This window comes from Archangium lansingense, from assembly GCF_026626635.1.
Classification (GTDB): Bacteria; Myxococcota; Myxococcia; order Myxococcales; family Myxococcaceae; genus Archangium; species Archangium lansingense.
In genome coordinates this window covers 7,465,940-7,486,723 of sequence record NZ_JAPNKA010000001.1, presented here as the reverse complement: position 1 = coordinate 7,486,723, position 20,784 = coordinate 7,465,940, and the positions used below count along the sequence as shown (strand labels likewise).

The window sequence follows — 20,784 nt, the reverse complement described above, 5'->3', positions numbered from 1 at the left end:
GATCTCCGGGTGCTACGTCACGTAGACCCAGACCGGGCTGAGCCCGATCGGCATGTACTCGTCGAACTTGATGCGGAGGGCGCGCGCCTTGAGCGCGTACTTCTCCCGGCAGAAGGCCCCCATCTCCGAGCCGTCCTCGGCGCCCTCGCTGACGGAGGTGGGCGCGGTGAGGAGCAGCTGCGCGTAGTCCGGCCGGCCGAACGCCCGCGAGGCGAAGAGCGAGCGCCGGGGGGCGAACTCCACCGACTCGTAGCGCCGGGGCAGCGTGCTGCCCGTGGCCCAGGCGCTGAAGCGCACGCAGCCGTGTTGGTTGTCCATCACGGTGACCACGTCGTGGAGGATGCAGGTGTCCGCGTCGAAGCGGTGCACCGACGCCCGGCCCAGCAGCGTGCAGCGCGTCATCCTCACGTCCGTGCCGCTCAGGTTCAGGGCCGGCTCCCCGGGGGGCGCCTGGAGGATGCTGTCCACGAGGGTGAGGCGTTCGAGCGTGCCCGTGCCTTCCGTGCGGATGGGACCCAGGATGCACCGGTCCACCTCCAGCTCGCGCACCTGTCCGCGGATGCGCAGGCGGCACGGGACGAGCGGCTTGCCATCCGCCGCCCGCGGCGGCTCACTGCCGTCGTCCGGCGGGTTCCCCGGGTCCAGGGTGCAGGTGGTGAGCACCACCCGGCCGAACGTGCCCGTCAGCACCACGTCGTCGCCGCAGAAGAAGAGACCGTCGAGGAAGAGCTCGCTCTCCGCTCCCTCCGGGGTGGTGCTTCCGGTGAAGGTCCAGTCGGAGGCGGGCGCGCCAGGCGGGCGCTGCTGCTGCCGCAGCACGGGGCGCTGGTGGTTCTCCGCGCGCAGGGTGAAGGGGCCCGGCCCCACCCCCACGTCGAAGCCGCTCGTATACGTGAGCGAGTCCCCGATGAGCACCGTCCCGGAGAGCGGGCCGGTGCCGAGCGCCAGGGCCAGCGTGTCGCCGCCCGCCGAGACCAGGCCGAGTGGCTCGTCGAGGGCTCCCGTCAGCTTGCCGGGCTGCCGCCGGTCGTACCCGCCCGCGCCGATGCCCGAGGAGAAACCCGCGTGGTAGTTGACGCGGAAGTCCTCGGTGGCCTCCGCGTTGCGCCGCAGGAAGCGTCCGCGCTCGGGCAGGAGGAGGTAGTCGGGCTTGGGCCGCCGGGGATCGGCGGTGAGCTGGGGATTCGCGGGGTCGTACTCCACCAGCTGGTGCTCGAAGCCCGTCGGGGCGCGGCGGTAGATGCCGAGCGAGTGGTCCACCACCGCGCCGGCTTCCAGGGTGGACGCCGCCGCGTAGAGCTCCGCGAAGGCCGTCTGGAGGAGGGGGCCGCTGATGGGGGCGGGGAACTGGTGCTCGGCGGGAGGGGAGGCCTGGTCTCCGTAGACCCGCGCGGAGGCCGCGAAGAGGGGGATGTCCCGGCCGGTCGGGTCGAACGTGAATTGGTTCTCGCAGGTCGCGTCGCGCACGGGCGTCACGCCCTCGAGCGGCACGCTCTGCAAGCGCCAGAGGAAGACGCCGAGGCGCGGAATGCCATACCAGCCCGTCTGTCCCTGGCCCCTGCGGACCTCGGCGGTGTGGAAGAATTCGTCGAAGGCGGTGTGGGCCAGGCGCGCTCCGGAGTGCGAGCGCAGGTCCGCGGTGCCGCCGATGGCGGTCCGGGTGAGCTGCCCCGAGAGCCCCTGCGCCACCCGGAGCGCTGGCTCCATGTGGGGGCCCCCCACCTCCGGGTCGAGCCGGTGGCGGGTCCGGCCCAGGCGGCGGAAGAGCTCCACCCCCCGCACGTCCCAGCCCGTGAGGTCGGCGGCCAGCTCCTCCAGCTGCGGGACGGTGCCCTTGCGGCGCCGGTAGTAGATCGTCTTCGCCACGTCCCGCCGCTGTCCCCGGGCATCGAGCCCCGGCACGAGGTTCGTGGCCAGGAGGTCCGCCATGTAGGCGATGACCCAGTCGTCGCACGTCTCGATGGACTGGTCCTCCCAGAGCCGATCGATGCTGCGCCGGACGATCGCCGCCTGCGCGCCGATGCGCTCCACCAGCTCGCGCAGGGGCCCCTTCCGGTCCAGCTCGGGAGAGTCCTCCGCGCGGTAGAGCTCCGGCAGCAGTTGCCAGAGCTTCTGCGCGTAATAGGCCTCGTAGCGGTCCGCGTCATGACTCATGGGGCGCGGCCTCCTTCACGTTCAGCGTGAGGTCCTGCTCCTCGAGGACGACGTAGAACCCGCCCTCTCCCGGCGAGTGGTCTGGCCTGTCCTCGAGCTGCTCCTGGAGGGGGGTCTTGCCATCATCCCCCTTCGAAGGGACCAGGAGCACGAAGCGCAGCTCGTGCACCGCCAGCGTGCCGGGGACTCGCAGGCAGGCCTCGTAGATCTGGCTGTCATAGACGGTGGTTCCGATCCGGGCGGTCTTCACGCCGAAGAGACCCGTCTCGGGGTCCAGGAGCGCGAGGCGCACGCCTTCCTCCACGTCCTCCTTGTCGAAGCGGGGATCCATCACCACCTCGAGCGTGAGCCGGACGGGCTTCTCCTGGGCGAGCAGCACCTCGACGCGGCGCTGGGGATCGGACGCGGCGCGGAGCGAGGTCTCCGCCGACTTCTTCGCCTCCAGGGTGTCCCCGACGTACAGCCGGAGCAGGGGCCGTTGCTGCTGCGCGTCGAGGGTCCAGTACGCCCGCGCGCGGTTCACCGAAGGCGAGTCCAGGGCGAGCGCCTCGTAGTCACCCGCCGAGATGGCCCGGCCGAAGGTGAGCACCGAGCGGGGCGCGAGCTGCTTCAGCTTCGAGGCGGGATCCGGATCCGCGCCTCCCGTCACGGGCACCGGGTTGCGCACCGACTGGAGCCCCGGGCGCGGCTGCAGGAGCACGGAGAGCGTTCCGGCCTCGGGCGCATCGGCGCCACTGCCGTGGCGGTAGGAGGCCACCACGTTCTCCACGCCCGTCGGGAGCCGTGCCCCGCGGACGCCGTCTCCGAAGAGGACCCGGGTCTTCTGCTCCTCGTCCTCGCGCGTGACGAAGATGCGCGCGTCGGGCGCCTGGCCGTGGAAGCTCGGCACCTCCTTCCATTCGATGCCGTCCACCCGGATGATCAGCGTGCTTCGGTAGCCCGCGCCCTCGCCGAGGTAGGTGAGGGGCGACTTCTGGAGCACGAAGCTCTGGCCCGCGAGGCTGCTGTCTCCGCTGCCCAGCACCTCGCCGGCCACCGTGGCGCCTCGGGACACGGGGAGCAGGTTGTGGAGCAGTCGCAGGGGCGGAGTGAGCACGGTGGGTGGGTCGGCCTCGGAGATGAGGACATGGTGCGTCGCCGCGTCTCCGATGGGGGTGGCGAGGCCCCGGGTTCCCTGGCCGGTGCTGTCCTCCAGGAGGACGTGGCGGCCGGTGGCGCCCTCGGGGAGGGGCAGGGGTCCTTCGAGCGCCAGCTCGAGGCCCGAGGCCAGCACGGATTTCGGGGGCTCGTCGACGAGCTCGCCCACCTCCTGCCAGGCGAAGCTCACCACGGGGGGCGCCGCGAGTGTGGCCAGCTCGAACGTGAGCACCGTGTGCGGGATGGGGATGGGGAGCGTCCCCGTGGGAGGGGACTTGGGGACGAAGGTGATCTCTTCCGAGTTCGTCTTCACCCGGGCGAGCTGGAGCGGCTCGTTGGACAACAGGAGCCAATCGCCGGGCAGGATGTTCCGGAAGATGGACTCCAGGTGGATCACCCCCGGCTTCGAGAGCGACGTATCGAAGGGGAAGCGCAGCGCGGTCTGCCCGGCCCTCAACAGGCGGTAGCTCGTGGCCGGAGCCGTGGTGGCTCCCGGCGGAAGGAGCTCCGCCGTGATGGGCTTGCCGAGGATGACGCGAGTCACGGCTCCGCCGCGCGAGTCCTTCTCGCGGGAGACCTTCGCCACGGTCACCACCTGATAGCCGGTGGAGGTGGCCGCCCAGTCCCTGGCCACGAGCAACAACTGCTCGCCCACGCGGAGGGTGGAGACGGTGCCTCGGAGCAGCACGTCCGTCCTGTCGACGAGGTTCGTGGGGACCACCACCTCCGCGGCCAGCGAGCCCGACGGGTCGACCAGGGTGTCCTCGTCCAGCTCGAAGATCTCGGGCTTCTCGCCGGGGCCGGGCTTGCTCTGAATGGCGAGCCCCCGCGGCAGCGTGAGAGGTGTCCGGGAACTGCTCAGCGCCGCGATCAACCCCGTGGCCCCGAGCCCGGGACGTGGGCGGTACCCCAGCACGCGCACCAGGCGCTCCACGGTGCCGGGGCTGGCGGCGGTGCGCAGGTACGCGTCATGGACGATGCGCTCGTTGTAGAAGGTGAGGAGGTCCGCCAGGTAGGCCCACCACTCGAGCAGCTGGAGTGCCAGGTCTCCCCGAGCACTCGGGCGCCAGCCGGCGAGCTCCACTTCTCCGGGACGGGCCTGGAGCAGCGCCTCGCGGAAGGTGGCGAACTCCCCCACGCGGTAGAGCAGGGTGTCGCGCCCCGGCGGGTTGAAGAGGCGGCGAGGGTGGATGAGCTCCTCGCACGGGCAGATGGGCTCCTGACTCATTTGCCCCCCTCGACGATGACCTTGATGGAGCCGCGCTCGGGCCGGCTCGGGTTGTTGTCCACCCGGAGGATTTCGTCGGTGCCCACGGTGAGCGTCTCGGGCAGGGCGACGAGCCCGGCGGTGAAGCCCCTGCGGCGGTAGCGGACGTCCCGGACTCCGGCCACGCCGTGCGCGAGCTGGATCTCCTTCTCGAGCACGCTGCGCTCCAGGGGCGTGCCGAAGCTGAAGCGGTCCACGTGGAAGAAGCCCGTCCTTCCGTTGCGGAGCCGCTTGTCGCTCAGCACCTCGAGCACGGCCTCCTCGACGTCGCCCTGGAAGGCCTCCGGCCGGGCGCAGACGAACACCTCCAGGTCGAGCGAGACGTAACGGGGCGCGGAGGTGTAGACCTCGTGACCGGCGATCCGGCGCCGGCCGAGCAGGATCGCCAGTTCCAGGTGCTGCTCGGGGGCCAGGACCTCGGAGCCCAGGGGGTCCACCGCGGTGAAGACGGTGTGCCAGCTCCCCGTGTAGCGGGCGACGGTGCCGGCGCGCTGGACCCAGGGCAGGGACTCGGCCGCGGCGTCGTAGTCCTCCGGGCGCACGGCATTGAGCCGCCGGGCCCGGAAGGCCTCGGGGGCGAGCCGCCTCACGGACTCGGCGCTCTCGGCGTCCGCGCCTCCCTCGGCTGGGAAGGGGTTGCCCGCTTGCGTCGCCCACTCGCCCAGCGGACCATTCGGGTCGACGAGGGTGATGGAGTCGGCGGCCACGTTGCCCGCGGCGCCCACGCTGGTCCGGTACGTCACCTCGAAGACGGCGCCCTCGTCGGGCATCTCGCCGAAGACGCCGTCCCCGAAGCGCAGCGTCTCCCCGTCCCCGTCGTAGTCCATGGAGACGGTCCCGTCCGGGTGGCGGAGGCCCACGGGGCGGTAGCGGATGGGGTCCACCGTGAAGACCGTCTCGAAGCTGCCGGCATCGAGCAGGCTCCGCTGCCACGACCAGGGCTCGGGAGGATCCTCGTCCTGCCGGACCACCGAGAGCTCCGGCTGGGCGGGGCTGTCGGCGTCCTCCGAGGACGGGTGCCACGCGAGCGGGGCCTGGGCCAGGGGGAAGAGGACCTGCGGCGTGCCGTTGAGGCCGGTGCGCACGAGCGCCGACTGCCGCTCTCCCGAGGGCGCTCCCTCCACGATGAAGGACTCGCGGAAGCGGCGGCCCTGCGTCACGGGGACGAGGTTGCCGCGGACGTGGGTGCGGGTGAGATCGTGGTCGCGAGCCAGTGCGTCCTCGGCCCTCCAGGAGACGCGGGTCAGCTTCGTGTCGCCGAAGAGGGGATCGCTCCCTTCCTGGATCTCCGTGAGCCGCACGAGCGCGCGGATGGACTCGTTGCCACCCGTCCTGGGCTCGGTGTCGATCAGCAGCCACTGCTCCGCGAACAGGCCCAGCCCGTCCCCCTGGAGCCACAGCTCCGTGGCGCCAGCGGGCAGGCATCGCTCGCTGTCGTCCCAGGCGTACGGCTCGAGCTTGCCCGGGTTCCATCGGGGGTCGACGGGATACGTCTGGGTGTCCGCCAGGCCCCGTCCCGTCTCGAAGTCGATCCTCTCCCCATCCGGGCCGAGCGCGCTCACGGGCAGGCCGGCGGGCAGGGGACCGCTCTTCGTCACCTCGAGCCAGAGCCAGGCCTGGGCGGTCATGATGGGCCGGGGCTCGTAGTCCACGAGGCGGGCATGCCGCACGAGGCTGCGGCGCTGGGTGGCGGTGTCGAGCGAGGCCTCGGCGGCGATCCGGTCCTGCAGATAGCTGAGGTCGTCCGCGAGGCTGCTCAGCGACTCCAGGAACATCACGCCGAAGTCGGCCTCCGAGCGCTCCTGCCACTCGGGATGGCGCTGGGCGGAGAAGTCGGAGAGCGCCTTGCGGAAGCTGGCGAAGTCCTTGGCGAGGTAGTCGATGGGGGGCGGCGGAGGCAGCTCCAGCGCGCACTCCTCGGGCGGCTGCTCGCAGTCGAGCCGCGAGTCGCAGTTGGCCTTGAAGGAGAACGTGGCGCGAGAGAAGAACGGATCGAGCAGCTCGCCGCCGAGGCTCAGGGTGTATTGCGAGAAGTCCCCCGGGGCGGGCACGCGCAAGGTGAGTACCGGGGGCTCGCCCGGATTCTGGCTCCAGTCCGCGTCGGTGATGGGCCGCACGGGCACGGTGGGAATGGCGTCCCCGCCGCTGATGCGCGGGTCCTTCACCGTGGAGCGGAGCTGGTTCCTGCCCGGCACCGGGTTGAGGAAATGGACCTCGAGCTTCGTCTGCGTCGCGTCGACGCGGATGAAGTCGATGCCGTTGAGCGTCGTGCTCTGGCGCAGGGCCTGGCGGCGGTCTCCGGGCGTGTTCATGTCACCCGCACCTCCAGCTGTTGAGTGGTGCGCGTCTCCACCAGCACGTACTCGATGCGCACGAGGATCTGGTTCTCCTCGGGCACGTCCTGGGGCGAGGCCACCACCACGTCGCGGACCTCTATCTGTCCGGCCAGCCAGCGGTCGAGCGACTGGCGCACCAGGAGCCGCACGGAGGCCACGAGCGGCTCGGAGTTGGGTGCGAAGAGGAGCCGGCGCAGGCCGCAGCCGAACTCGGGCAGATCGGCGCGCTCGCCGGGGCTGGTGAGGAGCACCTGGCGGATCATCTGCGCGACGTGCGCCTCGTAGCTCCGGGCCTGCGCGCCCTGGCGCGAGGAGGGGTCGATGCGGAAGGGGAACGCGTAGTCGGCTCGCTTCATGGGAAGCCTCAGGTTCCGCTGGCGCGCTGCTGGGTGGAGAGGATGAGCACGGTGCCCTGGGGGGCGTTGTCCGCCGCGAGGCACAGCCCCACGCTGTCCATGGTGAGCAGGGCGTCGCCCAGCACCGTGCCTCGCAGGGCCGTCGAAACCCACTTCACGCTCATGCACGGGTGTGGGACGCCTCCCGGTGCGAAGACGCAGCCGGCGATGGTGAAGGTGTCTGACGCGCGCACCAGGAAGCTCCCGCCCGCCTTTGCCCGGGTGTTGGACGACATGACCTGCACCTGCCCACCGTGCGGGCACTGCAGGGTGCTCGAGGTATTGAGGAGCGCGCCCATCACTTCACCTCCAGCGCGCCGCTGTTGACGGAGACGTTCGAGTCGGTGACCTCGAGCTTCTGCCCGCCGCGCACGAGCGTGATGCCCGAGGAGTCCAGGGTGACGGTGTTGCCTTGCGCGTCCGAGAGGGTGATGGACTCGCCGTCATCGTCGAGGAGGAGCTGGAGCCCCTTGACGGTGCGGATGAGCTTCTTCGCGGGCGCGACGTCCGAGGGCAGCTCGTCCTCGCGCCAGTAACAGCCCGTCCAGATGGGATGGGAGACGTCACCTCCCTCGAACTCGATCCACACGCCGGAGCCGGGCTCGGGGAGGAAGGCGAAGCCCACGTCCTTGCCGGCATAGGGCACGCACGGATCGCACCAGCCCGTCTGCTGCTCGGCGAGCACCGCCGGCACCTTGGCCTTGATGCGGCCCCGGCCGCCTTCCTCCACTTCCGTTACCACGCCCCGGTACTTGCCGTAGAACCGGCCGCGCAACCGCTCGAGGACCTCCAGGATGGCTTGCTCGTTCATGTCAGAAGAGCCCTCCGCCACCGCCGCCGGAGGGCTGGGGCCCCACCGCGTTGCGGACCAGCACGAAGCCCATGCGGTGGGAGTCCGCGGTGAGCGTGTGCCGCACGCTCCACACCAGGTACTTGCCGGAGTGGAGGCTGCCCGCCCCTTCGATTTGAACCACGGTGCCCACGCGGAGCACGGCCTTGAGCGCGGCCACGTCCACCTCGCCGGTGCAGCGCGCGAAGAAGCCGGACTCGCGGAGCAGTGCCCGGGCGCGCTGCTGCAACTCGCCCGCGTCGTCCACGGACGCCGTCAGCATCACCTTCATCGGCCTGCCGGCGAAGCTCGCGAGCCCTCGCTCGTCGAGCGGCTCCAGCCCCGAGTCCGCGGTGTCTCCGCTCACTCCGTCCTCGGACGGATCCTGGAAGAGCGCCTGGCGGGTGGTCACCTCGCTCGGACGGCTCACGTCCCACTCGAAGTCCAGCGCCGTCACCAGCTCCTGCTCCGGATCATTGAGGGGCAGCACCACGGCGGGCTCGGCGGAGAGGTCCGGCCGGGCGAAGTAGCCGGTGCGCTGGCCGGCCTGCTGGGTGCACACCACGCGGCACAGCTTCCCGCCCCGGCGCGCGAGCTGGCGCAGGAACTGGATGTCCGTGGCCCGCTGCATCAGCGTATGGCCGCTCTCCGTATGGGTCGCGGAGTCGTCCGCGTCGTTGTCCGGCGCGGGCTGGATGCCGTACTCGCCGAAGATGGCGCTGGCCACCGCCGCGTCCGTCACGTCCACCCACTCGCGCGCCTTCTCCTCCAGGTTCATCAGCCACGAGGCGTCCTGGCCCCACACCTGGAGCGTGGACGCCACCGTGCCCCGTTGCAGGTGCAGTTTGTGGGAGAGCACGTAGCCATCGAAGATGCACTCGGCGGGACGGTCCTCCACCTCCACCACCACGGCGAGGTTGGCGTAGGGCTTGAAGAGCGGGTCGCTGACGTAGGCCAGGTCTCCCGCCTCGTCGCGGTTCACCGGGAGGTTGAGCTGGATGGCGCCGGGCAGCTCGGCGTTCTCCTCCACCTCGATGGAGCCGAGCGCTTCGTACAGACCGGCCTCCACCGGGGTGCCATCCACCAGGAGCTGGTACGTGCTCGCCATCCCTCAGCGCTCCCGGTCCGGGATGCCCACCTGGTCGCGCGAGGCGAGGGCATCCGGGGACGGCGTGTCGCTCGCGTCGCACAGCCGCCAGAAGCCGGTGGCGTCCTTGAGGAAGTGGTGGGCGAGCAGATCCAACCGCTGGCCCTCGACGCGGCGGTGGAAGCCGAGCAGCCGCCCCGGGCGGGGCAGCGGCAGGCGCACGGCCGTCACCTGGGTGCCGTCCGGCTTCGTCACGGTGTACGTCTGCTGTTGCGCGTAGCGGCTGCCGGGGAAGAACATGGCACATCTCCTCAGAGGGGGAGCATCCCCACGATGGATTCGACGGAGTTGGCGAGGTTGGCGACGGCGAGCCCCTGACGGAGCACCTGCGAGTACGTGTACGCGGCCTTGGCCACGTCCTTGAGCGGGCCGCTCACCCGGGCGAGCTCCTCGGGAGTGAGGACGCGCAGGTCGAGCTGGGCCTCGGCGTGGGTGGGGTTGAGCAGCCCGTCGTAGAGCTTCTCCTCGATGCTGAGCCCCGTCACGCGCACGGGCACGATGCGTCCCGGCCCCCAGACGAAGAGCACGGTGGGTACCTCGGACTGGGGCACGTCGCGCTTCACGCCCGCGGAGGCCGACCCACCCAGCGAGGCGCTGATGCCCCCCGCGGACACGGAGACGGACACCGAGCCCAGCAGCCCACCGCCGAAGGCCCTCGTGGGGTACAGGAGCATCTCCAGCGCCGCGAGCCGCGAGGCGATGCCCGAGACCTTGGCGAGGGGATTGCCCTCGGCGATCTGATCATTGGCGTCCATCACCAGCGAGAAGGAGAACGACTCGCCGGGCATGCCGCGCACCGCGAGCGGATTCTGGTTGCGCCCCTGTCCCGCGCTCGCGGCGGCCTCGGGCTGCGTCCACACGTGGCGGATGGTCTCGGGGTTGAACTGGAAGATGATGACGTTGGGCAGCGGGATGAGCAGGGTGGGCATGAACTCGATCAGCGCGCCCTTCATGAACGTTCCAGGCATGGCGGGGGCTCCCTCCGGTTCACACCGTCCGCTGCAAATCCCTCAACACCTGGGCCACGATCCGCTCCGACAGCGCCTCGAGCGGCTCGCCCGGTCTGGCTCGCACGTCCACCTGGAGCCTGTCCGTGGAGGCCGAGGCGCCCTCGGGGAGGGAGGCCGCCGCGAACCCCTCGGAGAGGAGCCGCGCCAGTTGGCGTCCCTGGGACTCGTTGAGTCCGGAGAGCTTCAAGGCCAGCCGATCGATGATGAGCTCGCTCACGTGCTCACTCCTGCTTCAGGCCGAAGGACGAGGTGAAACCGCGCGCCAGTGGAGCCCGGGGGCCCGGCGCGGCCGGAGGCGCCGGAGCGGGACGCTGGGGGGTGCTCGGGGGCGGTTCGAGCCGGACCTCGAGGGAGCCGATGTGGACTGAGCGCGACGGCTCCGAGGCCGGGGCGCTGGAGGGAGTCGGGGACACCGCCGGGCGCTCCCCGGTGGGCGAGGGCGGGGTCACCTGGGGCGTCAGGAACGGGGGCGGGTGGCGCGTGTCCTCCATGGAAGCGCTCCGGGACGAAGCGCTCCGGGACGAAGCGCTCCGGGACGAGGCGCTCCGGGACGAGGCGCTCCGGGACGAGGCGGGCTCGGGCGAGGTGACCCACCGCAGCGCGGTCTCCAGCGCGGCCATCATGGGGACGGCTTCCCCGGAAGGCGCCGGGGGCTCGATACGAGCCGGAACGCTCGGAGACGCCTGCTCCAGGCGCTCGCTCCGGGCGGCGGGAGACACGAGCGGCGAGGCAGGGGGGCGCACGGGCCCGGTCCGCTCCGGAGCCTCGGAGGAAGGAGCGGGTGCCGCACGCGCCGGGTGCATGGGCGCTGGGCTCTCCGGAAGTGCCTCGAACGAAGGCGAGCGCCCGCGGGCCGTTGGCGGCCGGGAGGGAGGCGCCTGGGTGGCAACGGGAGCGGGAGGCCTCGCCACGGGGGCTGGCGCGACCTCCGTCCGCTGGAGGGGGGCCTCGGGGGCCGGGCCTGGCGGGGTGAATGCCCGGGCGGCCTCGGCCGGCGCGTCCACTGGGAGCTCCACGGGGGGCTGGAGGCCCCCGTCTCCGGGCATGCGCGGTGGCTGGAGCGCGGGCGCATCGGCGCGGGCGCGTTGGGCGATGGCACCGAGATAGGAGCGTGGTGGCATATCAGCTCCCTGACCTCTCCTGACGGATGTGCTCGGCGTACAGGCCACGCCGGTGGCGGGGGAGGGCGAGGATGGTCTCCTCCGTCCAGTGGTAGCTGTGTGCGAGCAGGTGGATCTCCTCGTAGACGCGTGTCGCCTGGGCGCGCAGTTCCTGGAGCACGTAGCGCTGGGGATCGAACAGCGAGCGCACCGTGGCGCCGCACTCGGGGCACGGCCCCTCCAGCTCGCTGCAGAGGTTGGGCGCGAGGGCCTCCATCGCCGCTTCCACCTGCTCGCGCAGCGGGGGCGCGAGGCCCGCCGGCCGGATGCAGCGCCGCGCCAGCTCCTCCTCGCCCTCGGGGTGGAAGGCGATGGCGAGCTGGTCCCCGCCGGACGGGAGCCGGAACGCCACGGCGGTGCCCTGGAGCGCGTACCACCCGGGCTCGGCGGAGGCCTCCAGTCCCTCGGCGGGCCGGGGCGCGTGGTGGGCGAGGTAGTCCCGGATGCGGAAGGCGAGGTCGACGCGGGCGCCGCACCCCGCCGGACCGCACACCACGTCGGCGCGGACCTGGTCCCCCACGAGTCCCTGCCGCAGCCGCAGCAGCACGGTGTCGAGATCCGTGAGGGGGAGCGCCGCCCAGTCCACGGGCCCGCCCTCGGCGCGCTGCCCGAGCCGCTCCACCAGCTCGAGCGCCAGCTGCGCGTCGAAGCTCCGGGCTTCCGCGAGCAGCAGATCCTCCGCTCCGGCGGGTGGCCGCAGGCGGACCGCCAGCCCGCTCACCGGCAGGCGGAAGCGCACCTATTTCTCCTTCGGCTCGGTCAGGCTGAGGTCGTGCTCCCAGCCGTGGTGCTCGAGCTTGATGTGCTCGATGGCGATGCCATTGCCGCCCCCGTCCAGGTCCGAGAGCGCCTGGTATTCGGACACCCAGCAGTCGTGGACGAGGTAGCGGTGCACGGGTTGGCCCGCCTCGTTGAGCAGCTCGATGCGCACCCTGCGCCGCAGCTTGGACAGCGCGGTGGAGGGCGCGCCCTTGTCGAGCACCTGGGCGGCGTTGGCCCACTCCTCGAAGGTGGAGTCGTGCGTCACGCCGCGCTCGAGGGTGATGGGCTCGTACTTGGTGCGCCCCAGCCCCTTGAGGATGAGGGCGTTGCCCCCCTCCTTGTATTCGATGGGATCCGAGGAGCGCTTGAGCCCGCTCACCTTGCTCACGCCGGCCACGGGCGTGGTGGCGTCGCCGAAGTACACGAGGAAGCGGTAGTTCTTGTACGGGTCGAAGCGCTGCATGTTCACCGAGAAGGGCATGCTCATGGGAGGGCCTCCTATGACTGCGCCTGGCCGGCGAGCTGGGCGATCTGGATGATGACGAACTCGGCGGGCTTGAGCGGACGGAAGCCGACGAGGATGTTGACCCGGCCGTTGTCGATGTCCGTCTGGGTGGTGGTGGTGGCGTCACACTTCACCAGGAAGGCCTCGGTCGGCGTGGTGCCGAAGAAGGCGCCCTGGCGGAACAGCGACAGCATGAAGGCCTCGATGCTGGTGCGGATGGCCACCCAGAGCGGATCGGCGTTGGGCTCGAAGACGACCCAGCCGAGGTTGGCGTAGAGCGTCTGCTCGATGAAGAGGGCCATGCGCCGCACCGGCACGTACTTCCACTGCTGGAAGGCGGTGTTGGCGGCCACCAGCGTCCGCGCGCCGAAGACGACCGTGCCCGAGGCCGGGAAGGTGCGTATCGCGTTGACGGCCGCGGTGTTGAGGACGCCGGCGCGCATGTCCGTCATCCTCCCGGTCTCCACCACGCCGAGCACGTTGTTGACGGTGGTCTCCAGTCCCGCCGGGGCCTTCCACACGCCGCGGTTGGTGTCCGTCCGGGCGTAGATGCCCGCGATGAAGCCGCTGGGTGGGAAGGCGGCGGCCTGGCCCGTCAGCGGATCCGGCGACACGAGATAGGGGAAGTACAGCGCGCCGTTGGGGCTGCTGCGCGGGATGACGCCCGTGTCGATGAACCCACTCACGATGGCCGGCCCGCCCACCGTCCCATCCGCCGAGGCCTCCGCGGGAGGATCCATGATGAGGAACGCCCGCTTGCGCTCGCAGAAGGCGAGGGCCTCGCTCAGGACGCCGAAGGAGGACACGCCGGGCAGGGTCATCAGGTTGATGACGTCCACCTTGTCCAGCGAGCTGTCCTCCTGGAACACCGGGGTGAAGTCCAGGGGATCGACGGCGGCGGGGCTGGGGGTGCTGGCGTAGCTCACCGTGTCCGTCCTCTTGGCCGTGGCGTAGGCGGTGGGCGTGGTGCCACCCGGAAACGAGGCCCGCACCAGGGCCGAGCCGTTCGCGAGCGTGGTCACCAGGTTGGCGATGGGCACGCGGCGGAAGGTCTCCGTGCGCGTCCGGTAGGTGAAGGTGAGGTCCGCGAGGGTGTTGCTGTCCTGGAAGTTGCCCAGGGTGATCCGCAGCGGCGTCACGTCATCCACGGGCTCTAGTGCCGTGAAGCGAACGGGACCGAAGTCCACGCGGGCCTCGGGCAGGTCGGGGTTCAGCGCCACGATGAAGGCCACCGAGCCGCCGTTGAGGAAGAAGTTCTGGACGGCGTAGGGCAGGTCCGAGAAGAGGTGGGCGCTGCGGAACAGGCCGCCGAACTCGCGCTCGTACTCGGCGAAGCTGAAGATCTGTACCGCCTTGCCGAAGTGCTCGGACTTCGTCTTGTACGGATGAGAGTAGCCGATGAAGACGGTGTTGGACGTGGGCGCGGCGGCGATGGTCCGCGACGTGTTGGGCAGCTCCTCGATGTAGATGCCCGGATAGCTGGTGGTGACCGGCATGGCGTGTCCTCAGGAAGGGGAGAGGAACAGCGGACTCCTCAGGTGGGTTGCGCGGCGGGAACGAACGAGGCGAACGTGCTGTCCTTGCCTCCGTTGAGCTGGAACGTGCCGGCGCGCGGAAGGGCGAAGCCGCCGGTGGGCTTGGAGGCGGTGAGCACGTGGCCGAACTTCGCCAGCTCTTTCTCGAGGTTGCTGGCCTGGAGGCCACTCACGGACTTCGTCCACTTCGCCGTGAGGGTGAAGGTCCGCTCCGTCACTTCGTCGATCTCGACGTCGATGGTTTCCGCGCCGGTGTCCCTCGCCTCGAGCGTGAAGGCCGTTCCCGTGGTGCCCGCCACGTCCAGGGAGCCCCGGCTGTTGGCGTCCGCTCCAACGAGCTTGCCCGGCCGCGCCTTGGGCATGGCCACCGGCGTCCCCTTCACGCGCACCAGCCCTGGCCGGGTGCCAGCTTTCAGCTCCGTGCCGAGCAACACGGGGAGCGTCTCGAGCGTCAGCCCCTCATACACATCCGTCTGGGTGGCCTTCAGGGTGAAGGTATTGGGAGGATCGGCGTAGGTGATTTCGATTTCGATGTCGTTGCCAGCCGAGCCAGGATTCCGGGCCTGGAGCACCATGGCCGGCCGGGCGGGCTGGGTATCAGGGGGCGCGGCGACGACGACACCCGTCCTGGCCAGGAATTTCAGCCAGTTCTCCATCCAGTCGAATTCGCCGATGGGAATCTTCACGGGATCCACGACCAGCTCGGCCCCTTCGAACGAGAGCCCGGATGGATCAATGGAACGCTGTGAACCGTCCTTGTCGAGATAGGTCAGAGGCGCGTGCAAGACAGCGATCCCCATCGAAGCCCCCCGGCGAAACAAGCCTCGCGGTGCGCATGGCTGTGTTCACCGCAGGTGATAACACAGAGACCCGGAGAAAAGTCAAAGGCTGGGGAGCTCGTTCGGTATTCTGGACAATCACTGGCGACGACGCCCTGGATGGATGGGCATGTAGAGTGTTTGGAATTTGAAGCTCAACCCTTGATTGAATGGCCGACCTTGTCTCTTGGCGAATCACGAAGCGCGTCGGTTGTGGCCTCGAGGATGACTTTGGCATGGCTCTCGTTGCTGTTGGCGTTGGGGGCCTGCCAACCGGCTCGAACGCTCCCGCTCCGCTCGGGCGGGGAGGCTCTGGCACTGCGCTACCGCGTCACCTTTGTCCGTGAGCCCGAGCCCGCGCTGGATGAGCCTGCCCCGGTTTTGTGGACACACCCAATAAGTCGGCTACACGGGAGGAAGTGTCCATGGAGCGAAGGAAGAGGCGGAGTTTCAACGCGGAGTTCAAGGCCGAGGCAGTCCGGCTGGTGCGCGAGGGCAGCAAGAGCCTGCCCCAGGTGGCCAACGACATCGACCTCACCGAGTCGGCCCTGCGCAACTGGGTGAACGAGGCCGACGGTAGCCAGGACAAGAGCCCAGCAGGTGCGCTCTCCACGGCCGAGCGGGAGGAGCTGGTCCGGCTGCGCAAGGAGGTGCGCCATCTGGAGATGGAGCGTGGCTTCCTAAAAAAAGCGGCGGCCTTCTTCGCGAAGGAGACCTCGAAGTGAAATTCGAGTGCATTTAGCGGAGAAGGCCCATTTCCCGGTGGACTTCATGTGCCAGCAGCTGGGCGTGTCGCGCTCGGGCTACTACGCCTGGAAGGAGCGCCCGGAGTCCGAGCGGCACAAGGCGGACCGGGCCCTGGCCGAGGTGGTGACGGCGGTGCACCAGGAGAGCCGCGGCACGTACGGCAGCCCTCGCGTGCATGCTGAGCTGCGCGCCCGCGGGCAGAGAGTGAGCCGCAAGCGCGTGGCCCGCCTCATGAACAACCAGGGCCTGGTTGCTCGCAAGAGGCGTCGCTTCGTGCGGACAACGGACTCACGCAACAACCAGCCCGTGGCCCCCAACATCCTCGAGCGCGACTTCTCCCCCGGCCAGCCCAATAGCACCTGGGCCACGGACATAACCTACGTGGGGACGAGGCAGGGCTGGCTCTACCTGGCCGTCGTCATGGATCTCTTCTCACGCAAGGTGGTGGGCTGGTCCATGAGCGAGAACATCGACAGGCACCTGGTGCTCAACGCGCTCGACATGGCGCTCAAGGGGCGCCAGCCACCGCAGGGGCTGTTGCACCACTCGGACCGGGGCCGCCAGTACGCCAGCACCGACTACCAGCAGGCGCTGGCCGCTCGCGGGATTCAATGCAGCATGTCGCGCAAGGGCAACTGCTGGGACAACGCCGTGGTGGAGAGCTTCTTCAGCAGCTTGAAGTTGGAGCTCGTCTACAACACCGACTTCGCTACGCACGAGCAGGCTCGGCTGGCTCTCTTCGAGTACATCGAGGTCTTCTACAACCGCCAGAGGCGGCACTCGTCGCTGGGCTACGTGAGTCCAGTGGATTTTGAGCTTGCGGCCTTACCGGAAAAGTTGGCAGCATAACCCTACTGTCCACGTAACCGGGGCGAGCCCACTCCTCCGTTGCGCTTCCTGCCTTGCCGCTGCGCACCGTCCTGCCACGGACACCGCACTCCCACCGGCGCTCAGGATGGCGGGACGCCGAGTCGAGCTGAGTATAGATGAGTATTCGGAAGAGATTGAGCGGCGAGCCACCCGCGCAGTCCTCGCTCATGCGCAACCCGGACGGCGCCTGGAAGGTCCGCGGCAGGCCTCTACTGATACGGAGGGCGTACGTGGCGACCGACGACAAACGAATCGTCGTCTACACCGCGGAGGAGCCGCTCGAGGGGCACCTCGATGACGCGTGGGGCGACGTCTCCATCCCGTTCTATGAGCTCTATCCCGGCACGGTGCTCGCCGCTGTGGCGCTGCTCCACGCGGCGGCGCGGCGCCTGCCGCGGCGCGACCTGGCGATCGCCGCCGCCGAGAACCTCCTGGCGCGGCTGCGCCATCGCGGTGGCGACCGCGTGTGGCTGATTCTGGAGAAAAAGGTCGCGGACCTCGGCACGAGGCGCTTCGACGCGACGCTGCGCCGCGCGGCGCGCGAGGTCGACCGCCGCGTGCGGCACATGCGCTCCCACCTCCCGCCAGCGCTCGTAGACAAGGCGGTCGGCCCGGAGGCGCTCGCCGTGCTCACCGAGCTCGGGCCCGACGCATTCCTGCCGCGGGTGGAGCTGTCGCCGGCGCAAGCGGACCGGCTGGTGGGCCACCTGCGACGGGGGGCGTGGCCGCGCGTGGGCATCGGGCGCGGCGACCTGTTCCTGCGCGACGAGCTCGACCCCTACGACACGTGGCTCGGGCTGGTGAGCTTCGACATCGAGGTCCGCGAGCTGCCCGACGTCGCGCCCATCACCCTCGTCGAGCCGGTCGGAATCACGCACTACGGCGAGCCGCCCGAGGAGGAGCTGCCGCTCGAGGCGTTGGCGAACCTGTGCACCTGGATGGGCGACACGCGGCTCGTGCTCGCGTACCGAGGCACGCTCGACCATCACGCCGTGCTCGTCGATGGCGAGGAAGAGCGGCTGCGCATCGAGCTGCCGCGGGGCGAGGGGCCGGTGACGCTGCGGGTGGTAGCCTCCAGCTCGAGCGGCGAGGAGGAGCGATGAGCACGAGCCAGCACGTCGCGCGGCAGGCGAGCGGGCAGGCGCCCGCGGCGTCGCTGTCGTCATCGGCGACGATGGTATCGACGTCCACGCCGACACCGGCCGAGACGCGGGCGCCGACGCGCGGCGAGCCGCTCCCCGACGAGACGCGCCACTTCTTCGAGCCTCGCTTCGGCCACTCCTTCGCCGACGTGCGCGTCTTCGCCGACGACACCGCAGCGGCCGCCGCGCGCGCCGCCGAGGCGAACGCGTTCACGCTGGGGCGCAGCATCGTCTTCGGCGCCGGCCAGTGGGCACCGGGCACCGACACCGGCCGGCAGCTCCTCGCGCACGAGCTGGCGCACGTGGTGCAGCAACAGGCTCGACCGCCGTCGGAATGGCGGCTCCAGCGCCAGGCGTGCGGCCACGACAAGGCCGAAGGCTCGGGCTGCGCCGGGCTGCGCGAGGTTGCCACCGACAAGTTGATTGCGCTCGACCGCTACATTGTCGAGCTCGGCTTGAAGCGCCACTTCCCGGGCAGCTGGATCAGCCAAGTCTACAGCCCGCCCAACCCGGTGAAGAAGGGCAAGAAGTTCGGTAAGGTGGACGCACTCAAGATCAAGGAGGGGAGCGCGCTTGAGGCGGAGGTCCTCGAGATCAAGTCGCGCAACACCACCGGTTACGGCATCAGCGGCGAGTCGACTGGCGGCTGCAAGGTCGCCACCGACGAGACCACGGGCTACGTCACCGCGTTGCAAGCGCTCGCGCCACAGATGGTGACGGTCTCATCACAGCTCGCCCCCGGCGGCGGCTACATGATTGCCGACGACGCCGGCCAGCAGCGGTGCCGTACGGCGCCGGCGCTCAAGGTACTTGCGGCAGCCGGCGTCGACGTCAAGGACCCGGATACGGTTACCGCGTGGTGCGTCTACAACTCGATCCAGAACCGCCTCGGGCACGCCTTCACCCAGGGGTTCTCGTCGGTGAGCTTCACCGCCAGCACGGAGAGCTCGCCCGGCACCGATTACCCGGCGTTCTATTGGGCGTCTGGCACCTGCGGGCGTGGCAGGAAGAAGCGTCCCGCGCGCAAGGGGCTCCTGTTCCAGGTCAACGGCGCCGGCGGCCTGAGCTATCGCTGTGAGCGCAGCTGCCCGCCCGAGGACGAGGAGGAAGAGAAGAGAAAGGAGAAAGAGAAGGCAGCGGAGACCACCGTGGAGGCGCGGGACGAGAAGCAGCCGCGGCTCGAGGAGATCTCGCCCGACTACGACCCGTACGAGGAGGGCGACCCCATCCCATCGGAGGGCATCGATCGCACCCAGGTCGTCATCACGACGCTCCTGGGCACGAGTGCCGTCTACGCAGCGCACCTGGCGTACAAGAAGGCCAAGATCGCCGCCGAGAAGAAGGCGCTCGAGGCAGTGCGCGACCGTGCCCTCGCGGAGATGAAGCGACGCGGGGCCGGCGAGGCGTCGAAGATGCTTAACTCACAGAACGCCTCGAAGTTCGGCAAGAAGGCCTACGAGCAGGTCATCGACAAGGCCGACGACGTCGGTAGGCGCGTCGGCAAGGGCATCGAGAAGAAGGTCGAGAGGCGGCTCACGCGGATGCTCGGAGAGAAGGCGGCGAAGACGGCCCTGTCGAAGGGCGCGCGCGCCATCCCCTACATCGGGCTCGTGCTCACGGCGACGGAGGTCTTCGGCATCATGGAGAACGTCGCGCACGGGGCGGAGCTCGGCGTCGGCCTGAGCGGCGACGAGGTCGACCTCTCGGGCAGCACGCAGCTCGGCGACCAGCCGGAGTCGGGCGAGAAGCCGACCGTCGAGGGCATCCTCAGGGACACGCGCATCGAGGTCGACGTGGATCGCATCCCTGGCGCCAAGGGCGTAATCGAGCTCCAAACCGACAACGTCAAGCTCTCCGGCAAGCCGGCCTCCGACGGCGACGTCGTCACCGTCGACCTCAAGCTCAAGATGAAGAACACGACGATCACCATCCGCCAGGACGGCGTCGTGAGGGGCAATGATGTCGTCATCTCCGGAGACGTCGAGATCATCGATTCGCAGATCGAGATCGACCTGCCGGAGGGGACGATGCTCGAGCCGGCGGAAGGCGGAGGCAAGAAGCGCATCATCAAGGGCGTGAAGGTCAAGATCACCAGCGTCGGCAAGAGCGCGGGCGAGGGCGGCACGCTCGACATCCCGGAGGGACAGGCGCCGGCCGACAAGGACAAGACGGCGACGCCGGAGCCGGTGAGCGAGGAGCGCAAGAAGCTGCTCACCGAGGTGAACGCCGAGCCGAGGATGAAGAAGCTCGCCGAGGCGGTGTTCGCGAAGAAGGGCGTCCGGGTGCCCGACGAGGCGCTGCAGCGGCTCATCGCGCTCAAGGAGGCGCTCTCGCGTCACCCGGAGCTGGTCGACGCGTTCATCTCCTCGCTCGAGAAGGCCGAGAACTTCGACATCCTCCGCGACCTCATCGCGCCGATGGAGGAGGCGCTCAAGAAGGCCGACGAGCAGAAGCCCGAGGAGGAGAAGAAGAAGCTGCCCGAGGGGACCGCCACCACGACGCCGCCGACCACCGCCCCCCCGTCGACGAGGCCTCCGACAGTCACGACCCCGGGCCCCACGCGCCCACCAGCGACGGCGGTGAAGTTCACCGACGTGATGCCGAAGATGACCTTCCCGCGGCGCACGACAGTGGAGAAGTCGCCACCGCAGACCCTTACCGGGACCATCGAGCTGACGCTCGATACGAGCAGCGGCCAGCGCGTCTACCGGTTCACGGTGTCGGGGACGTTCGTCAAGGCGCTCAAGCCGCACGAGGGCGAGGCCTGGCGGGCCGAGTACGATTGCACCATCCCGTCGGGCGTCATCACATCGGAGCAGGGGGACGAGCCGATCCAGTTCAGCGACGGCAGAACGAACCAGCGCTTTGAATTCGACGTAGACAAATAACGACTAAGTTCGAGTTTCGCAGTTTCGGGTGAGTAGGAAGAGGGAGCGGAGGAGGCGCTGGTGGGCTGAGTAGCCCGCGCTC

At 69.9% G+C, this 20,784-nt stretch carries 17 protein-coding genes and 1 pseudogene; 3 read left to right on the top strand and 15 right to left on the bottom strand.

Annotation, left to right across the window (positions count from 1 at the left end):
- Positions 1 to 12: 12 nt before the first annotated feature.
- From OV287_RS30000 to OV287_RS29930, 15 genes are read right to left on the bottom strand one after another with little or no spacing between them, the layout of a single operon-like run.
- Positions 13 to 2,154, bottom strand: a complete 2,142-nt coding sequence (locus OV287_RS30000; RefSeq protein WP_267537473.1) for a hypothetical protein — start codon at positions 2,152 to 2,154, stop codon at positions 13 to 15.
- Entirely contained in the window at positions 2,144 to 4,519 is a 2,376-nt protein-coding gene (locus OV287_RS29995) for a baseplate J/gp47 family protein (protein ID WP_267537472.1), read from the bottom strand. The genes OV287_RS30000 and OV287_RS29995 overlap by 11 nt, the downstream gene beginning before the upstream one ends.
- A complete protein-coding gene (locus OV287_RS29990) occupies positions 4,516 to 6,870 on the bottom strand; it encodes a baseplate J/gp47 family protein (protein ID WP_267537471.1) in 2,355 nt (784 codons plus the stop codon). Before OV287_RS29990 ends, OV287_RS29995 begins: the two co-directional genes overlap by 4 nt.
- Positions 6,867 to 7,250 carry a GPW/gp25 family protein gene (locus OV287_RS29985; protein ID WP_267537470.1) on the bottom strand — a complete coding sequence of 128 codons (384 nt, stop codon included), beginning with the start codon at positions 7,248 to 7,250 and terminating at the stop codon, positions 6,867 to 6,869. Before OV287_RS29985 ends, OV287_RS29990 begins: the two co-directional genes overlap by 4 nt.
- 8 nt (positions 7,251 to 7,258) lie before the next feature.
- Positions 7,259 to 7,588: a hypothetical protein gene (locus tag OV287_RS29980; protein ID WP_267537469.1), complete on the bottom strand. Its 330-nt coding sequence runs from the start codon at positions 7,586 to 7,588 to the stop codon at positions 7,259 to 7,261.
- On the bottom strand, positions 7,588 to 8,100 hold the full coding sequence (locus OV287_RS29975) for a phage baseplate assembly protein V (RefSeq protein ID WP_267537468.1): 513 nt from the start codon (positions 8,098 to 8,100) through the stop codon (positions 7,588 to 7,590). The genes OV287_RS29980 and OV287_RS29975 overlap by 1 nt, the downstream gene beginning before the upstream one ends.
- Position 8,101: 1 nt before the next feature.
- Positions 8,102 to 9,226, bottom strand: a complete 1,125-nt coding sequence (locus tag OV287_RS29970) for a phage late control D family protein (RefSeq protein ID WP_267537467.1) — start codon at positions 9,224 to 9,226, stop codon at positions 8,102 to 8,104.
- 3 nt (positions 9,227 to 9,229) lie between these two features.
- Positions 9,230 to 9,505: a hypothetical protein gene (locus tag OV287_RS29965; protein ID WP_267537466.1), complete on the bottom strand. Its 276-nt coding sequence runs from the start codon at positions 9,503 to 9,505 to the stop codon at positions 9,230 to 9,232.
- Between the two features lie 11 nt (positions 9,506 to 9,516).
- On the bottom strand, positions 9,517 to 10,233 hold the full coding sequence (locus OV287_RS29960; RefSeq protein WP_267537465.1) for a hypothetical protein: 717 nt from the start codon (positions 10,231 to 10,233) through the stop codon (positions 9,517 to 9,519).
- A 19-nt stretch (positions 10,234 to 10,252) separates the two neighbouring features.
- Positions 10,253 to 10,492: a hypothetical protein gene (locus tag OV287_RS29955; RefSeq protein ID WP_267537464.1), complete on the bottom strand. Its 240-nt coding sequence runs from the start codon at positions 10,490 to 10,492 to the stop codon at positions 10,253 to 10,255.
- A gap of 4 nt (positions 10,493 to 10,496) precedes the next feature.
- Positions 10,497 to 11,396 carry a hypothetical protein gene (locus OV287_RS29950; RefSeq protein ID WP_267537463.1) on the bottom strand — a complete coding sequence of 300 codons (900 nt, stop codon included), beginning with the start codon at positions 11,394 to 11,396 and terminating at the stop codon, positions 10,497 to 10,499.
- A 1-nt stretch (position 11,397) separates the two neighbouring features.
- A complete protein-coding gene (locus OV287_RS29945) occupies positions 11,398 to 12,174 on the bottom strand; it encodes a hypothetical protein (RefSeq protein ID WP_267537462.1) in 777 nt (258 codons plus the stop codon).
- Positions 12,175 to 12,684, bottom strand: a complete 510-nt coding sequence (locus OV287_RS29940; RefSeq protein WP_267537461.1) for a phage tail protein — start codon at positions 12,682 to 12,684, stop codon at positions 12,175 to 12,177.
- A gap of 11 nt (positions 12,685 to 12,695) precedes the next feature.
- Positions 12,696 to 14,198: a phage tail sheath family protein gene (locus tag OV287_RS29935; protein ID WP_267537460.1), complete on the bottom strand. Its 1,503-nt coding sequence runs from the start codon at positions 14,196 to 14,198 to the stop codon at positions 12,696 to 12,698.
- Between the two features lie 38 nt (positions 14,199 to 14,236).
- Entirely contained in the window at positions 14,237 to 15,022 is a 786-nt protein-coding gene (locus tag OV287_RS29930) for a hypothetical protein (protein WP_267537459.1), read from the bottom strand.
- A 458-nt stretch (positions 15,023 to 15,480) separates the two neighbouring features.
- Here OV287_RS29930 and OV287_RS29925 point away from each other — a divergent pair.
- The 3 genes and pseudogenes from OV287_RS29925 to OV287_RS29915 all read left to right on the top strand — a co-directional run bounded on the left by OV287_RS29925 (position 15,481) and on the right by OV287_RS29915 (position 20,702).
- Positions 15,481 to 16,651, top strand: a pseudogene (locus tag OV287_RS29925) (IS3 family transposase).
- A 137-nt stretch (positions 16,652 to 16,788) separates the two neighbouring features.
- Positions 16,789 to 17,775 carry a hypothetical protein gene (locus OV287_RS29920; RefSeq protein WP_267537458.1) on the top strand — a complete coding sequence of 329 codons (987 nt, stop codon included), beginning with the start codon at positions 16,789 to 16,791 and terminating at the stop codon, positions 17,773 to 17,775.
- A complete protein-coding gene (locus tag OV287_RS29915) occupies positions 17,772 to 20,702 on the top strand; it encodes an eCIS core domain-containing protein (protein WP_267537457.1) in 2,931 nt (976 codons plus the stop codon). Before OV287_RS29920 ends, OV287_RS29915 begins: the two co-directional genes overlap by 4 nt.
- Positions 20,703 to 20,784: the final 82 nt, after the last annotated feature.

Coding starts and splice junctions, on each gene's coding strand:
- OV287_RS29985 (WP_267537470.1), bottom strand. CDS start 7,250: ATGAAGCGAGCCGACTACGCGTTCCCCTTCCGCATCGACCCCTCCTCG.
- OV287_RS29950 (WP_267537463.1), bottom strand. CDS start 11,396: ATGCCACCACGCTCCTATCTCGGTGCCATCGCCCAACGCGCCCGCGCC.
- OV287_RS29920 (WP_267537458.1), top strand. CDS start 16,789: ATGAGTATTCGGAAGAGATTGAGCGGCGAGCCACCCGCGCAGTCCTCG.
- OV287_RS29915 (WP_267537457.1), top strand. CDS start 17,772: ATGAGCACGAGCCAGCACGTCGCGCGGCAGGCGAGCGGGCAGGCGCCC.
- OV287_RS29960 (WP_267537465.1), bottom strand. CDS start 10,233: ATGCCTGGAACGTTCATGAAGGGCGCGCTGATCGAGTTCATGCCCACC.
- OV287_RS29935 (WP_267537460.1), bottom strand. CDS start 14,198: ATGCCGGTCACCACCAGCTATCCGGGCATCTACATCGAGGAGCTGCCC.
- OV287_RS29940 (WP_267537461.1), bottom strand. CDS start 12,684: ATGAGCATGCCCTTCTCGGTGAACATGCAGCGCTTCGACCCGTACAAG.
- OV287_RS30000 (WP_267537473.1), bottom strand. CDS start 2,154: ATGAGTCATGACGCGGACCGCTACGAGGCCTATTACGCGCAGAAGCTC.
- OV287_RS29980 (WP_267537469.1), bottom strand. CDS start 7,588: ATGGGCGCGCTCCTCAATACCTCGAGCACCCTGCAGTGCCCGCACGGT.
- OV287_RS29970 (WP_267537467.1), bottom strand. CDS start 9,226: ATGGCGAGCACGTACCAGCTCCTGGTGGATGGCACCCCGGTGGAGGCC.
- OV287_RS29965 (WP_267537466.1), bottom strand. CDS start 9,505: ATGTTCTTCCCCGGCAGCCGCTACGCGCAACAGCAGACGTACACCGTG.
- OV287_RS29995 (WP_267537472.1), bottom strand. CDS start 4,519: ATGAGTCAGGAGCCCATCTGCCCGTGCGAGGAGCTCATCCACCCTCGC.
- OV287_RS29975 (WP_267537468.1), bottom strand. CDS start 8,100: ATGAACGAGCAAGCCATCCTGGAGGTCCTCGAGCGGTTGCGCGGCCGG.
- OV287_RS29990 (WP_267537471.1), bottom strand. CDS start 6,870: ATGAACACGCCCGGAGACCGCCGCCAGGCCCTGCGCCAGAGCACGACG.